The organism is Paenibacillus sp. GP183 (assembly GCF_900104695.1).
Lineage (GTDB): Bacteria > Bacillota > Bacilli > Paenibacillales > NBRC-103111 > Paenibacillus_AI.
In genome coordinates, this window is the sequence record NZ_FNSW01000001.1 from 4,361,310 (window position 1) to 4,373,946 (window position 12,637).

Sequence of the window (12,637 nt, forward strand, 5' to 3'; positions counted from 1 at the left end):
ATGTAAAGTGATAAAATAAGGTTATCATTAAAGGATCGGATTAAAACTAATTGGCTCAACGTGATGCATCAAGGGGGAAATTTGGTGGAATTTTCTTGGAAACGCAATCTGATTACACTTTGGATCGGTGTTTTTTTCTGCGGGATGGCTTATACGATTTCTATTCCTTTTTTACCGATTTTTTTGCATAATGACCTCGGTATCAACAACGGATTGGAAGCATGGTCGGGGATCACATTTGGGATTACTTTTTTGGCAAGCGCGTTAATCTCTCCGTTTTGGGGTTCGCTTGCAGATAAGTATGGCCGTAAGCCGATGCTGATTCGCTCGGGATTTAGCTTGAGCGTGCTCTATTTTGTGAGTTTTTTCGTTCATGATCCTTACGTGTTTTTGTTCGTGCGCATTCTTCAAGGACTCCTGGCCGGTTATGTTCCGGCATCCATTGCATTGATAGCCACGAACACCCCGGAAAAGCAAGTGGGATATGCACTGGGTGTCATGTCTACGGCTAGTGCTGCCGGCAGCGTTATCGGCCCTTTGATCGGCGGCTTTGTGAGCCATTTGGCAGGGAACCGGGAAGCCTTTTTGGTTTCCGGCTTTGTGGTGTTGATCGCTGCGTTTATCGGCTTGTTTGGAGCCAAAGAAAAGAATTTCAATCGTGCTGCAGTTCGATCAGGCGTCCTGGATGATTTGAAATCCGCTGCGCACAATAGGCCATTCATGATTCTTCTTGTCATCACTATGTTGGTTGCGACATCCGTGATGATTTTGGAACCACTGATCACCATTTATGTGCTGCAATTGGGCGGCAGTCGAAGCAACGCTACATTGAATTCGGGGATCATATTTTCAGCAGTTGGGATTGCTACAGTTATAGCAGCGCCCCTATGGGGCAAGCTTGGACAAAAAATCCGCTACTCCAAAACGTTGTATATTGGCTTGCTGGGCGGTGGAATTGGCAGCCTTCTGCAATTAGTTACGCCTCATTTGCTGGGATTTGGGATTATGCGGTTCAGCTATGGATTATTTTTTGCTGCGGTTTATCCGGCACTCAGCGCGTTGATTGTCAAATATACCGAACCCAGCTTCAGGGGAAGAGCATTTAGCTTGAATCAATCGGCTACCCAGCTGGGCACCATGGGCGGGCCTATTATCGGTGGTTTTTTGGGCGGATGGATCGGAATTCCCCTGGTTTTTGTTATTAATGGTTTGATGTTAGTAGGGTTGGCTTTCATTTATAAACTGCGTGGACCGCAAGAGGTTGTTGTTCAACAAGAGGAGAAGCTTTCCACATAAGATTTCATGCTTTACATATTTTTTAAATATAATCCATTGATTATATAAGTACATTAATATATATTTATTAAAATAACTCTTTAGAAATGAGGTGAATAAATGGATAAGCCGCTTCGCATGTATTTCCTATGTGTTCATAATCGATGCAGAAGCCAAATGGCTGAAGCATTCGCCAAACATTATGCAGGAGATAAAGTGATCGCTGGCAGCGCGGGTGTGGAAGAAAGTGAGATTCATCCCTTAACGATTGAAGTCATGAAGGAAATAGGTATTGATATATCGGATCAACAATCGAAGCGAATTGATATGATAACTTTTATCAGTTCCCAAATCGTCATCAAGCTTTGCGAGCAAGTGAATGAAAAATGTCCTATTGTTCCTTTTGGCATAATGAATGTGCAGTGGGACAACCCTGATCCAACACCAAAGCACGGTGAGGGAAGCGTTGAAGAATTTCGGGCTGCACGGGATTTGATTCAAGAAAAAGTGCTGCAGCTGCTAAAAGAGCAAAAGGTCATAACGTAAAAGGGGAGGGTTGATATGGAACAAATCAATGAGATGGCAGAAAACTTTAAACTGCTCGGTGACAAAACGCGACTTACAATGATGGCCTTATTGAAAGAACGAGCCCTTTGCGTTTGTGACATCGTGGATTTGTTAGAAACGTCACAGCCCAACGCCAGCCAGCATTTACGTAAACTAAAATCGGCTGGACTTGTGAACGAAACACGCAAAGGACAATGGATTTATTATTCCTTAAATATTGAAGACAAGCCCTATATTCAGGCGATTTTGGGTTACATCCCCTCATTAAAAGAAAAAATTGATCAATTAAAAAACGACTGCTAATCGTATGGAGGATCAAAATGGCTATCACTGCATTTCTTATTTTTTTAGTAACCTTAACTTTTGTCATCTGGCAACCCAAAGGATTGAATATCGGTTGGTCGGCTAGCGCTGGAGCCATCCTCGCTTTAATTTTCGGTGTGGTCAAATTCTCGGATGTTGGCACCGTAACAGGTATTGTGTGGAATGCTACCTTGGCGTTTGTGGCCATTATTTTAATCTCGTTGGTGCTTGATGAAATTGGTTTTTTTGAGTGGGCGGCCTTACATATGGCGCGGCTCGCACGCGGAAACGGGTTACTGATGTTTGTGTTTATCATCCTGCTTGGATCGGCAGTGGCAGCCCTGTTTGCCAATGATGGAGCTGCTTTGATCATCACACCCATTGTACTTGCCATGGTGCGGGCGCTTAAATTTGATGACAAGATGATCCTGCCGTTTATTATGGCGAGTGGATTCATTGCCGATACGGCTTCCCTCCCTCTTGTGGTAAGTAATTTGGTGAACATCGTATCTGCCGATTATTTCAAAATCGGTTTTGCCGAATACGCAAGTCGCATGATGGTTCCGAATTTCTTTTCCATCATCGCGAGCCTCATTGTATTGTATCTGTATTTTCGTAAAAGCATCCCGAACAGCTACAATCTCACCCAGCTAAAAAGCCCGAAAGAAGCCATTAAAGATATGAGGCTGTTTAAATTATCTTGGGTCATTTTAGCTGCGCTGCTTGTCGCCTATTTCGTAAGTGAATTATTCTCCATCCCTGTATCCATTATTGCCGGGATCGCTGCCATAGCCTTTCTTTTTGCCGCGAGAAAAAGTCCCGCGATTCATACATGGAAACTGGTGAAAGGTGCTCCCTGGGCAGTGGTTATTTTCTCCATCGGCATGTATGTGGTGGTTTATGGCTTAAGAAATGCCGGGCTTACTAATGCGTTAGGCAACGTCATTCAAGCGGTTGCAGATAATGGACTATTCGCGGCAACAATCGGTATGGGCTATATCGCAGCCATCCTGTCCTCCATCATGAATAACATGCCGACAGTCATGATCGATGCACTGGCCATCAAAGGAACATCGACGCAAGGATTCATTCGTGAGGCGCTGATCTATGCCAATGTGATCGGTTCAGATTTAGGACCTAAAATTACCCCGATCGGGTCCCTGGCAACCCTGCTTTGGCTGCATGTGCTTTCCACGAAAAATGTGAAAATCAGCTGGGGCTATTATTTTAAAATCGGCATTTTGTTAACCATTTCCACTTTATTTATTACCCTCACCGGTCTTTATTTATGGCTGTATGTCATCCAAACTTGGAACATGAATGTATGGGTAGGGATTGCGACGATTGTTGTTGTGCTTGTCGTTATTGCAATGATCATCAAGAGCATGATGGCAAGCAAACAAACCAAAAGAGGACATCAAGGTGTGTAACATTTTATAATTTGATACAAAAAAAGGAGATTTTTAACCATGGAGAAAAAACCGCTCGTTTACTTTTTGTGCACCGGAAATTCCTGCAGAAGCCAAATGGCCGATGGATTTCTAAATGCAATTGGCAGTGATAAATATGAGGTAAAAAGTGCCGGGCTTGAAGCACATGGATTAAATCCGCGTGCGGTTCAAGTCATGAACGAAGCTGGTGTGGATATTAGCAAAAACACTTCGAATGTCATTGATTCGGAAATTTTAAATCGTGCTGATTATGTGATTACGCTTTGTGGGCACGCGGATGAACACTGTCCTGCGATCTCCAACAAGAACGTAACCAAATGGCATTGGGGCTTTGATGATCCTGCCAAAGCAACAGGAACGGAAGAAGAAATTATGGCTCAATTCCGCAGCGTTCGGGACTCGATTAAGAGCCGGATTGAACAGTTCGAAAAAGAAGGGAAATAATTTTTTATAACAAAAGGCCGGTCTGCATCAGCAAACTGATGCCATATATCCAGTGTGTCCATCCTAAAACCCCCTATAAATTTATCTTAAAATAATTAATTTCAATTATCAACTATTGTATGTTATAAATATATCAGGTGATCAATAATGAATGAAATACTACAGTACGTAAACGTACGTGAAGTCCTGCAGCAGCTTGTGAGACGATTCGGCTTACTTCAAAAAGATGGTGCCCAGTGCTGCGGAGTTTCTGTTGTGCAAAGCCACATTATTTACGAGCTCTTCAATCGTCCCCAAATATCACTAAATGAGCTTTCTGATGTCCTTGGTATCGACACAAGTACGTTGAGTCGGCAGGTTCACCAGCTCGTTGAGAACGGTTTGTTAAACCGTCTGCCCGATTCCAAGGATCGGAGATACGTGGTACTCTCTTTAACAGAGCAGGGGGAAGCACAATATCTAGAAATTGCGAAAACGATGGAAGACTACATTCAAGGGATTTTTAATAATGTTCCGTCAGATAAGAAGGATCAAGTGCTTGAGAGTTTACAAATATTAAGTCATGCAATGAGCCAAAGCTCTTACTGCTGCACGCCTCCTCTCTAAGAGGAGCTTATTTTTAGCATATAGTTGCAAATGTAAATTATTGATATTCGAAAGGATGATTTTCTATGAATCAAGTTAGTAACGATCAAATTCGTCAAAATGTTCGCAGTCGGTACAAAGAAATTGCCTTGCTGCCGGTAGAGACGGAATCATGCTGTGCTCCAAGTGCCGGCTGCTGCGATACGTCGGTGAATTCCGTGGATATTTCCGCCAAGCTCGGTTATTCCGATGAGGAATTGACAGCCGTTCCGGACGGAGCGAATCTTGGCCTTGGCTGCGGCAATCCCCAAGCCATAGCCGAACTCCAGTCAGGAGAAGTGGTGCTGGATCTCGGCAGCGGCGGCGGTTTCGACTGCTTCCTGGCTTCTCGTCAGGTCGGAGAAGCCGGCCGTGTGATTGGAGTGGATATGACTCCGGAAATGATCAGCCGTGCCCGGGGTAACGCAACCAAAGGCAAGTTTACAAACACGGATTTCCGGTTGGGGGAAATTGAACATTTACCGGTTGCGGATCAAACGGTGGACGTCATTATTTCCAACTGTGTGATCAATCTTTCACCGGCGAAAGAGCAAGTTTTTGACGAAGCCTTCCGGGTTCTGCGATCCGGCGGCCGCCTGGCCATCTCAGATATTGTCACAACTGCCGAGCTTCCTCCGGAAATCAAAAATGACTTGAATCTTATGTATGCAGGGTGTATCTCCGGGGCATCGTCTGTTGATGAGGTCAAAGCCATGTTAACTCAAAGCGGATTTACAGATGTGGTCGTGGAGCCGAAGGATGAGTCCAAGGCATTTATCAAAGATTGGGTACCGGGCGCTAATGTAGAAAATTACATCGTTTCAGCTGTTATCAAAGGGATCAAACCATAAAAAATGAAGTAAAGAAAAAAATGATCGTCGCAGATGCGATGGTCATTTTTTTCTTTTACACGGATTGTTTTAAATGCGGTTCACTTACACTAAATTTAACTCATGCAACAAAAAAGTCTTAACTTCTGATGGACCGATCAAGTTCAGTCTCAATTGTCCGCCTTCAATAAATGTTAGTGTAAATTGCAGAAAAGGGCAGCATTTTTGCTCGAGAGGAATCCAATCCGCAAGATTATGAAGTAAATGGCTTTCTTGCTTCAGCACGAAAGAATATCCCAATTCAAGCTCTTCAATCCGAAGAAGTGAAATAAAAATTTTTTCTCTTAGATTTTCATATTGCAGTTTTTCTTCGTTTGTAAATGACATTCTTTGACACGCGATTTCGCAGTTATGCATTGACAATCACCTCCTCACGTTATTATCATAAAAGTTAAAGTTAACTTTAAGTCAAGGAGTGATTTTTAAATATGTTATCGATTGGTCAAGTGGCAAGCGCCGCAGGGATTTCGGCATCAGCACTGCGTTTTTATGAAAGCGCGGGATTACTTCCGAAGATGAATCGTATTGGCGGTCAAAGGAGATATTCGCCCGATATTCTTAAACGTATACGCGTTATCAAGATAGCTCAGCAGGCTGGGTTTCAAGTTCAGGAAATTCATACATTGCTCGAAGGATTCGATGCAAGTGTGCCTGCTTCTGAAAGATGGAGGGAGCTTGCGAAACAAAAAAGAAAAGAACTTGAGGAAAAGGCCCGACTCATTGAGCAAATGAAACAGGTCTTGGATAGCGGGCTCAGTTGTACTTGTCTGTCCTGGGATGAATGCTTCATAAACATGGATCTGACTGATGAGGTAAAAAACTAATGGCGATATTGCTATTTATTATGGCTGGTTTAGCTGAAATCGGAGGGGGATACCTCGTTTGGCTTTGGCTTCGCGAAGCTAAACCGATCGGTTATGGAATTATCGGCAGCTTGGTTTTGATTGCCTACGGAATAATCCCAACTCTTCAACCTTTTCCGAGCTTTGGCCGAGTCTATGCTGCTTATGGCGGCGTTTTTGTTGTACTTGCCGTTCTGTGGGGATGGCTCGTTGATCGAAAAACTCCCGATTTGTATGACTGGATCGGTGCAGTCATTTGTTTGATCGGGGTATCCGTTATGCTTTGGGCGCCCCGACATTAAGAAAAAAATGTTTTGGTTTAAATTGACACACATATTAGGAAGCGTTAATATGATAATCATATTAGTGATTACTAATTCATACGGAGGTCTTTGCCATGAGTCAAGATAACTTCGAGCTTAAAGCCAAATTCATCCGTGGATTCAGTGACAAGACTCGACTGCAAATACTGGAGTGTATTAAGGATAAAGAAAAAACCGTTTCTCAAATTGTTGAAGAAGTCCAAGGGAATCAATCCAATATATCTCAGCACCTTGCTTGTTTAAAAGGATGTGGAATTATATTTGGACGTCAAGAAGGCAAATATGTGCTTTATAGTCTGAACAGTGAAAAAATTAAGGATATGTTAACTATGTTTGATGCGATTCTCCCTCTTGTACACGACGGTGTTGCCAGATGTGATACGGATCTTTACTAAACGGAGGGATTAGCTTTGTCAGGACAACAACATAAGCATATATTCAACATTGAAGGAATGGATTGCAGCTCCTGCGCCTTAACCATAGAAAATCACATGAAGAATCTCCCATCCGTTAAGAGAGTCAGCGTCAATTTTTCAACAGGAAAAATGAATGTAGATTATGATAATTCTATTGAAGAGATTATCAGAGAAGTATCCAAATCTGGTTATAAAGCTTCCTTGGTTTCAGACAGAATGCAGCGCATTGAAATAAAAAAAGACCATTCAGGAACCAACCTGATGATACTGTCAGGTGCCTTGCTGCTATTTGGTTTTCTTGGTTCCTTTGCAAATGTCTCATCAAGCTTTATTACCTTGCTTTATGCCATTTCCATATTCTTCGGTGGATACAAACCAGCCAAAAGTGCTTTTTATGCAGCTAAAAATCGCTCGCTAGATATGAATGTACTTATGACAGCAGCTGTGATTGGCGCCGTGGTCATAGGTCAATGGCTCGAAGGGGCAACCGTTGTTTGGCTGTTTGCGCTGGGGAATGTACTGCAGAGACGTTCCATTGAGACAACCCGCAACTCGATTCGAAGTCTTATTGACCTAGCGCCTCCTGATGCGTTCGTAAAGAAGGGGCAGGAGCTTGTTAAAAAAGCGGTGGATGAGGTATCGGTTGGAGAAGTTATTGTTGTTAAACCAGGTGATAAAATCCCATTAGACGGTGAAGTCATCAGTGGAGAATCCAGCGTAAATCAAGCGCCAATTACAGGAGAATCCATTCCGGTTGATAAATATGCAGGTGATGCCGTGTATGCCGGAACCATTAATGAGCAAGGTTCCTTGGAAATTAAGGTTACAAAATTAGTGAAAGACACGACTATTTCCCAAATCATTCACCTTGTCGAAGAAGCTCAGGAACAAAAAGCTCCAACAGAAGCATTTATAGACAGATTCGCCCGCATTTATACGCCAATTGTATTCATACTGGCACTGGTAGTTATGATCTTTCCTCCTTTAATGGGTTTTGGAACCTGGGGAGCCTGGTTCTATAAAGGATTAGAATTATTAGTGGTAGCATGCCCTTGTGCGCTGGTTATTTCAACTCCTGTTGCTATAGTTTCTGCAATAGGAAATGCGGCCAAAAACGGGGTTCTTATCAAAGGGGGAGCCTTTTTAGAAATAGCAGGCGGGATTACTGCGATCGCTTTTGATAAAACAGGTACTTTAACCGAAGGAAAGCCAAAAGTTGTCCAGGTTGTTCAATCGCACTCCAATGAAGCAGAATTGTTGTCTATAGCCCGAACGTTAGAAGAATACTCAACACACCCGATTGCAAAAGCAGTTGCAGGATATGCCAATGAAAAAAATGTATCTGCAAGGCAAGGCGAGAAGTTCAGAAGCATTGTCGGTAAGGGTGTTGGAGCGATTATTGGCGGTACCGAATATTTTGCTGGAAATCTTAAGTTGTTTCGAGAACTAAACACGGAGCTAGATGAATGGGAAACACCTATCGCTTCGTTGCAAAAGGATGGAAATACCATTGTCATTGTGGGGACGAAAGAAAAAGTAATCGGTGTTATTGCCGTTGCAGATGCTATTCGTGGTACCTCAGTAAAAGCTCTTAAAGGTCTAAGAGCTGCTGGGGTCCACCACATCGTGCTGCTTACGGGTGACAATGAAGGAACAGCCCAAAAAGCTGCTTATCTAACTGGGGTGAACCGATATTTTGCGGAGCTTTTGCCTGAAGATAAAGTGAAAGCCATCAAACAACTGCAAGGAGAGGGCAATCTTGTAGCTATGGTCGGTGATGGGATTAACGATGCTCCCGCTCTTGCTGCGGCCGATCTAGGTATTGCAATGGGTGGGGCTGGAACCGATATGGCGATGGAAACTGCAGACATTGTGTTAATGGCTGACAACCTGGAACAACTGCCACATTCGGTAAAATTAAGCCGACAAGCGATGCAAATCATAAAGCAAAACATTTGGTTTTCGTTAATCGTTAAGTTTGCAGCTTTAATTTTGATTTTTCCCGGATTGCTTACTCTACCGATTGCTATCTTTAGCGACACGGGAGCAGCCTTGATTGTCATTTTAAACAGTATGAGATTGTTGAAAGTTAAGGATTAAGACGAGCTTAGAAAAACTTGATATATAAATATCTGCTCACCAAAATAGAAAGAACAATCCAAATCAAAATGAATATTGTTCCAGTAACCCAGTTTTTTGGCTTCGGTTCACTCATTCTTTCCTGTGCTTTAAATCTGCTCTCATCAAGAATGGATTCAGGAATCAATTTAAGTGCGATTGTAATACCTAACGGTACAATAATTAAGTCGTCCAGATAGCCCAAAACAGGAATAAAGTCGGGGATCAAATCAATTGGGCTGAAGGCATAAGCAACAACACAACCGGTAAATATTTTAGCTAACAACGGTGATTGTGGATGCTTGTAAGCAAAATAAAGAGTATAGAGCTGCGATTTTAATTTTTTTGCCAATGATTTCAATCGTAAAAGCACGTTTTCACCTCACGATCCTTTTCCGCAAACTCCCTAAACTATACCCGCAATCCTTATGGTAAATGGTTGAATTTTCAATTTGAATGGTTGGATGGTGAATTTCATAGTGGTGTTCAACCATATGGATGGCTTCTTGCAAGATTTTAAAGCAATCCTTGGAATCGTTGATCAGCAAATGGCAGCTTAACGAATCCAATCCAGATGTAATCGTCCAAATATGAAGGTCGTGAACTTCGATAACACCATCAATCTTTTCCAAAGCCTCTTTAATTTCTTTATGATTCACGGAGGAAGGTGTGCCTTCCATCAGAATATGAACCGTGCTCGCTATAATACCCCAAGCACTTTTTAAAATAAGGACTGATACGAAAACGGATATGATGGGATCAGCCATATACCACTTGAAAATAAACATGAACAAACCGGCGATAATCGCTCCGAGTGAACCCAGTACGTCTCCAATGATGTGAGTGTACGCACTCTTTAAATTGACGTTCTTATTCACATCACCTTTTCGCATTAAGGACCAGGCACTGGCCAGGTTTGCTGCAAGACCAATTACAGCGATCAGCATCATGATCCCACTTGATACTGCTGGGGGTTCAAAGAAACGAAGATACGCCTCCCAAATAATAGTTCCGGCAATCAGGAACAAAGCAATACCGTTAAATAAAGCTGCTAGAATTTCAAAGCGGTGAAACCCATATGTCCGTTTGGCAGAAGCGGGTTTCGATGCAAACCAAAAAGCGAGTAAACTCAGAGCAAGAGCGGCTGTGTCACTTAACATATGGCCACTATCGGACAGCAGGGCAAGACTGTTAGTGAAAAGACCTCCCGCAAACTCTACTACCATAATGCCTAATGTAATGAATAGGGCGATAGTTAGTCCCTTTTTATTTCCTTCCGTAACTTCGTTATGGTGGGAATGCCCGTGGTCGTGTAAATGTCCGTTGGAATGATGATGGCTATCTTTCATATGAATCCCTCCTAATTGTGTTGGGAGTGGCTTACAGCTTGCTTTAATAATGAAATAACGTGTTGATCATCGCAGGAGTAAATAAAAGAATTTCCTTCACGCCTATTTTTCACGAGTCTCAAATTTCGCAAAAAGCCTAATTGATGCGATACTGCGGATTGAGATAAATTGAGCACTTCCGCGATGTGCCCAACCGCACATTCTTCCTCTGCAAGCAGATAAAGAATTCTGATTCGAGTAGGATCAGCTAATGTTTTAAAGATTTGGGATACATTTTCAACGATGTCCTCTGACAAATAGGAATGGTTGCAATCGTTCATCATTGATCTCCTCGTTTCTATATTATTCACTATATGAACATATGCTCATATATATTATTATAAAGAATTGCAAAACAAAAAGACAGCTGTTTCGCTGTCTCAGACTGTTGAGAAAAGCGGTTATTTTGCTTTTCGATACAAAAGATACGTGGCGAGTGTCCCTTTCTGAGTACGACTCACCTACTCGAACAACAATCGCCCTCTACTTTGCCTTCTTGGCAAGGTGGAGGGCGATCTTTTTTATGTTCTGTACGGTTGCGGTCATCAGCGCTTGTTCCTGGACGTTATCCCTGCCACGCAAACGGCAATAGCGAAGTCCGTGGAGCTCTTTTGCATCCGCGAAACTTCGCTCAATGGTTTGGTATCGCAGGCGATACAGGTATTTGCCGGACTTTGCTTAGCCGATTTAGCCGCACCCATTCCTTGCTGTCTTCCCATACGTGCCGGGTGATCACTTTCTGCTTGTTCTTGGCTCGCGTGCACGCCTCCAGCAACGGGCAATCCTTGCAATGTTTCGGGTTCGATTTGTATTCCCGATAGCCTTCGCGGTTCGTTGTAGAATACTTTAGTTCATGTTTGGCCGGACAAACATACACGTTTTTCTCAGCGTCGAACTTAAACTGCCATTTCTTCATAAGTCCTTTGACCGGTGTAAATGAACGTCCTCCGATGACGGCGAACACTTTCATCTGCTGCAGTTCTTTGCAAATGTGAGGAGTTAGGTAACCGGAGTCGACAGCCACTGCTTCAAGGGATTCGGTAAAACCAAATTTTTCGATCTGATACTTGAGCCGCTCGACATAGGGAACCGAGTCGTGTACATTTCCGGGCGTAACGTGAACGTCGGTGATGATGTTGAATTTGTGGTCGACGGTACGGTGATCCAGATAGAAGAAACCTTTCGGCTTGCCGTCACGGACCATATACCCGCTCTCAGGATCTGTGGTGCTAACCTTGATTTCCTTGGTCTCGACCACCTCCTCCCGGACTTTCAGCGACTTTTTTCCGAGGGTCCGCCGATCTTCTTCAATTGCTTTCTCCAGTTCTTCTATGTATTCCTGTGGCGAGCGCTCTACTACTTGAACGTTGTGTTTCCGTTTATTCGCGTTCGCTTTCAGGTGAGTAGAATCGGTGACGAGCACGCGGCCGGCCACCATCCGATTTTCGATTGCCAGGCGGACGACCTCGTCGAAGATGTCTTGGAATACCGTCGTATCTTTGAAGCGCTTCTTCCGGTTCCAACTGATGGTGGAATGGTCCGGCGCCTTCTTGGACAGGCCAATGCCCAGAAACCAACGGTAGCCGACATTCAGGTTGATCTCCTGTTCGAGCTGACGCTCTGACCGGATTCCGTACAAGTAACCGATAAACAGCATTTTGAAGAGCATAACTGGATCGATGGACGTCCGTCCGTGTGTTTCGCTGTAGTAAGGACGTACTTTTTCCGTGATAAATGAGAAGTCCATGTATTTAGAAATATGACGTAGGAGATGATCGTCCGGAACCAAATGCTCAATGCAAACCAGTTCGAAGTCCAATTGAGGGTCGGGCTGATGAGAATACAACATGAATAACACCGCACTTTCTGGTAAATGAGTTACCTATATTATACCATATTAACGCGGTGCTGTGTTAAATTAATTGATTAAAAGAAAGACTGTCGAGACTTTCTCGACAGTCTGAAGACAGCTGTTTCGCTGTCTATTTACTGTTTA

The 12,637-nt window shown here is 43.2% G+C and carries 16 protein-coding genes; 11 read left to right on the forward strand and 5 right to left on the reverse strand.

The genetic code is table 11. The annotated features are described in order from the left end of the window. Positions 1-84 precede the first annotated feature (84 nt). From BLV33_RS21465 to BLV33_RS21495, 7 genes are all read left to right on the forward strand, one after another. The gene (locus BLV33_RS21465) at positions 85-1,296 is read left to right on the forward strand and encodes an MFS transporter (protein ID WP_090796616.1); all 1,212 of its coding nucleotides are present in this window, start codon (positions 85-87) and stop codon (positions 1,294-1,296) included. 99 nt (positions 1,297-1,395) lie between these two features. After that, a complete protein-coding gene (locus tag BLV33_RS21470) occupies positions 1,396-1,821 on the forward strand; it encodes an arsenate reductase ArsC (protein WP_090796619.1) in 426 nt (141 codons plus the stop codon). A gap of 15 nt (positions 1,822-1,836) precedes the next feature. Beyond that, positions 1,837-2,145 (forward strand): ArsR/SmtB family transcription factor, encoded by a 309-nt coding sequence (locus BLV33_RS21475; protein ID WP_090796622.1) that lies wholly within the window; start codon positions 1,837-1,839, stop codon positions 2,143-2,145. Between the two features lie 17 nt (positions 2,146-2,162). After that, complete coding sequence (locus BLV33_RS21480) at positions 2,163-3,575, forward strand: arsenic transporter (RefSeq protein WP_090796624.1); 1,413 nt, start codon at positions 2,163-2,165, stop codon at positions 3,573-3,575. A 39-nt stretch (positions 3,576-3,614) separates the two neighbouring features. Beyond that, on the forward strand, positions 3,615-4,040 hold the full coding sequence (gene arsC / locus BLV33_RS21485) for an arsenate reductase (thioredoxin) (RefSeq protein WP_090796627.1): 426 nt from the start codon (positions 3,615-3,617) through the stop codon (positions 4,038-4,040). 147 nt (positions 4,041-4,187) lie between these two features. Continuing rightward, positions 4,188-4,646 (forward strand): MarR family winged helix-turn-helix transcriptional regulator, encoded by a 459-nt coding sequence (locus BLV33_RS21490; protein ID WP_090796630.1) that lies wholly within the window; start codon positions 4,188-4,190, stop codon positions 4,644-4,646. 65 nt (positions 4,647-4,711) lie between these two features. After that, the gene (locus BLV33_RS21495) at positions 4,712-5,515 is read left to right on the forward strand and encodes an arsenite methyltransferase (RefSeq protein ID WP_090796633.1); all 804 of its coding nucleotides are present in this window, start codon (positions 4,712-4,714) and stop codon (positions 5,513-5,515) included. An 84-nt stretch (positions 5,516-5,599) separates the two neighbouring features. Here BLV33_RS21495 and BLV33_RS21500 read toward each other — a convergent pair whose 3' ends face one another. Next, positions 5,600-5,911: a hypothetical protein gene (locus tag BLV33_RS21500; protein WP_090796635.1), complete on the reverse strand. Its 312-nt coding sequence runs from the start codon at positions 5,909-5,911 to the stop codon at positions 5,600-5,602. Between the two features lie 71 nt (positions 5,912-5,982). Here BLV33_RS21500 and BLV33_RS21505 point away from each other — a divergent pair, with 71 nt between their 5' ends. The 4 genes from BLV33_RS21505 to BLV33_RS21520 all read left to right on the forward strand — a co-directional run bounded on the left by BLV33_RS21505 (position 5,983) and on the right by BLV33_RS21520 (position 9,235). Beyond that, positions 5,983-6,378 (forward strand): MerR family transcriptional regulator, encoded by a 396-nt coding sequence (locus BLV33_RS21505; RefSeq protein WP_090796638.1) that lies wholly within the window; start codon positions 5,983-5,985, stop codon positions 6,376-6,378. Beyond that, positions 6,378-6,698 (forward strand): YnfA family protein, encoded by a 321-nt coding sequence (locus tag BLV33_RS21510; RefSeq protein ID WP_090796640.1) that lies wholly within the window; start codon positions 6,378-6,380, stop codon positions 6,696-6,698. Before BLV33_RS21505 ends, BLV33_RS21510 begins: the two co-directional genes overlap by 1 nt. 95 nt (positions 6,699-6,793) lie before the next feature. Continuing rightward, a complete protein-coding gene (locus tag BLV33_RS21515) occupies positions 6,794-7,114 on the forward strand; it encodes an ArsR/SmtB family transcription factor (protein ID WP_090796644.1) in 321 nt (106 codons plus the stop codon). Between the two features lie 15 nt (positions 7,115-7,129). Continuing rightward, complete coding sequence (locus BLV33_RS21520) at positions 7,130-9,235, forward strand: heavy metal translocating P-type ATPase (RefSeq protein ID WP_290439060.1); 2,106 nt, start codon at positions 7,130-7,132, stop codon at positions 9,233-9,235. 7 nt (positions 9,236-9,242) lie between these two features. Here the strand turns inward: BLV33_RS21520 and BLV33_RS21525 are convergent, their stop codons facing one another. From BLV33_RS21525 to BLV33_RS21540, 4 genes are all read right to left on the reverse strand, one after another. Beyond that, positions 9,243-9,626 (reverse strand): YkvA family protein, encoded by a 384-nt coding sequence (locus BLV33_RS21525; protein ID WP_090796648.1) that lies wholly within the window; start codon positions 9,624-9,626, stop codon positions 9,243-9,245. Positions 9,627-9,630: 4 nt separating this feature from the next. Beyond that, a complete protein-coding gene (locus BLV33_RS21530; protein WP_090796651.1) occupies positions 9,631-10,602 on the reverse strand; it encodes a cation diffusion facilitator family transporter in 972 nt (323 codons plus the stop codon). 11 nt (positions 10,603-10,613) lie between these two features. Next, positions 10,614-10,922, reverse strand: coding sequence for an ArsR/SmtB family transcription factor (locus BLV33_RS21535; RefSeq protein WP_090796655.1), 309 nt, complete (start codon positions 10,920-10,922; stop codon positions 10,614-10,616). Positions 10,923-11,124: 202 nt separating this feature from the next. Then, positions 11,125-12,490, reverse strand: a protein-coding gene (locus BLV33_RS21540; protein WP_090796657.1) for an IS1182 family transposase whose coding sequence is annotated in 2 segments (ribosomal slippage) — positions 11,125-11,316 and positions 11,318-12,490 — 1,365 coding nt in all. Because the reading frame shifts where the segments join, the coding sequence is not laid out codon by codon here. Between the last annotated feature and the right edge of the window lie 147 nt (positions 12,491-12,637).

Bases quoted from the DNA above. Each gene is read 5' to 3' on its own strand.
- BLV33_RS21470 (WP_090796619.1), top strand. From the start codon at position 1,396: ATGGATAAGCCGCTTCGCATGTATTTCCTATGTGTTCATAATCGATGC.
- BLV33_RS21475 (WP_090796622.1), top strand. From the start codon at position 1,837: ATGGAACAAATCAATGAGATGGCAGAAAACTTTAAACTGCTCGGTGAC.
- BLV33_RS21480 (WP_090796624.1), top strand. From the start codon at position 2,163: ATGGCTATCACTGCATTTCTTATTTTTTTAGTAACCTTAACTTTTGTC.
- arsC (WP_090796627.1), top strand. From the start codon at position 3,615: ATGGAGAAAAAACCGCTCGTTTACTTTTTGTGCACCGGAAATTCCTGC.
- BLV33_RS21490 (WP_090796630.1), top strand. From the start codon at position 4,188: ATGAATGAAATACTACAGTACGTAAACGTACGTGAAGTCCTGCAGCAG.
- BLV33_RS21495 (WP_090796633.1), top strand. From the start codon at position 4,712: ATGAATCAAGTTAGTAACGATCAAATTCGTCAAAATGTTCGCAGTCGG.
- BLV33_RS21500 (WP_090796635.1), bottom strand. From the start codon at position 5,911: ATGCATAACTGCGAAATCGCGTGTCAAAGAATGTCATTTACAAACGAA.
- BLV33_RS21505 (WP_090796638.1), top strand. From the start codon at position 5,983: ATGTTATCGATTGGTCAAGTGGCAAGCGCCGCAGGGATTTCGGCATCA.
- BLV33_RS21510 (WP_090796640.1), top strand. From the start codon at position 6,378: ATGGCGATATTGCTATTTATTATGGCTGGTTTAGCTGAAATCGGAGGG.
- BLV33_RS21515 (WP_090796644.1), top strand. From the start codon at position 6,794: ATGAGTCAAGATAACTTCGAGCTTAAAGCCAAATTCATCCGTGGATTC.
- BLV33_RS21530 (WP_090796651.1), bottom strand. From the start codon at position 10,602: ATGAAAGATAGCCATCATCATTCCAACGGACATTTACACGACCACGGG.
- BLV33_RS21535 (WP_090796655.1), bottom strand. From the start codon at position 10,922: ATGAACGATTGCAACCATTCCTATTTGTCAGAGGACATCGTTGAAAAT.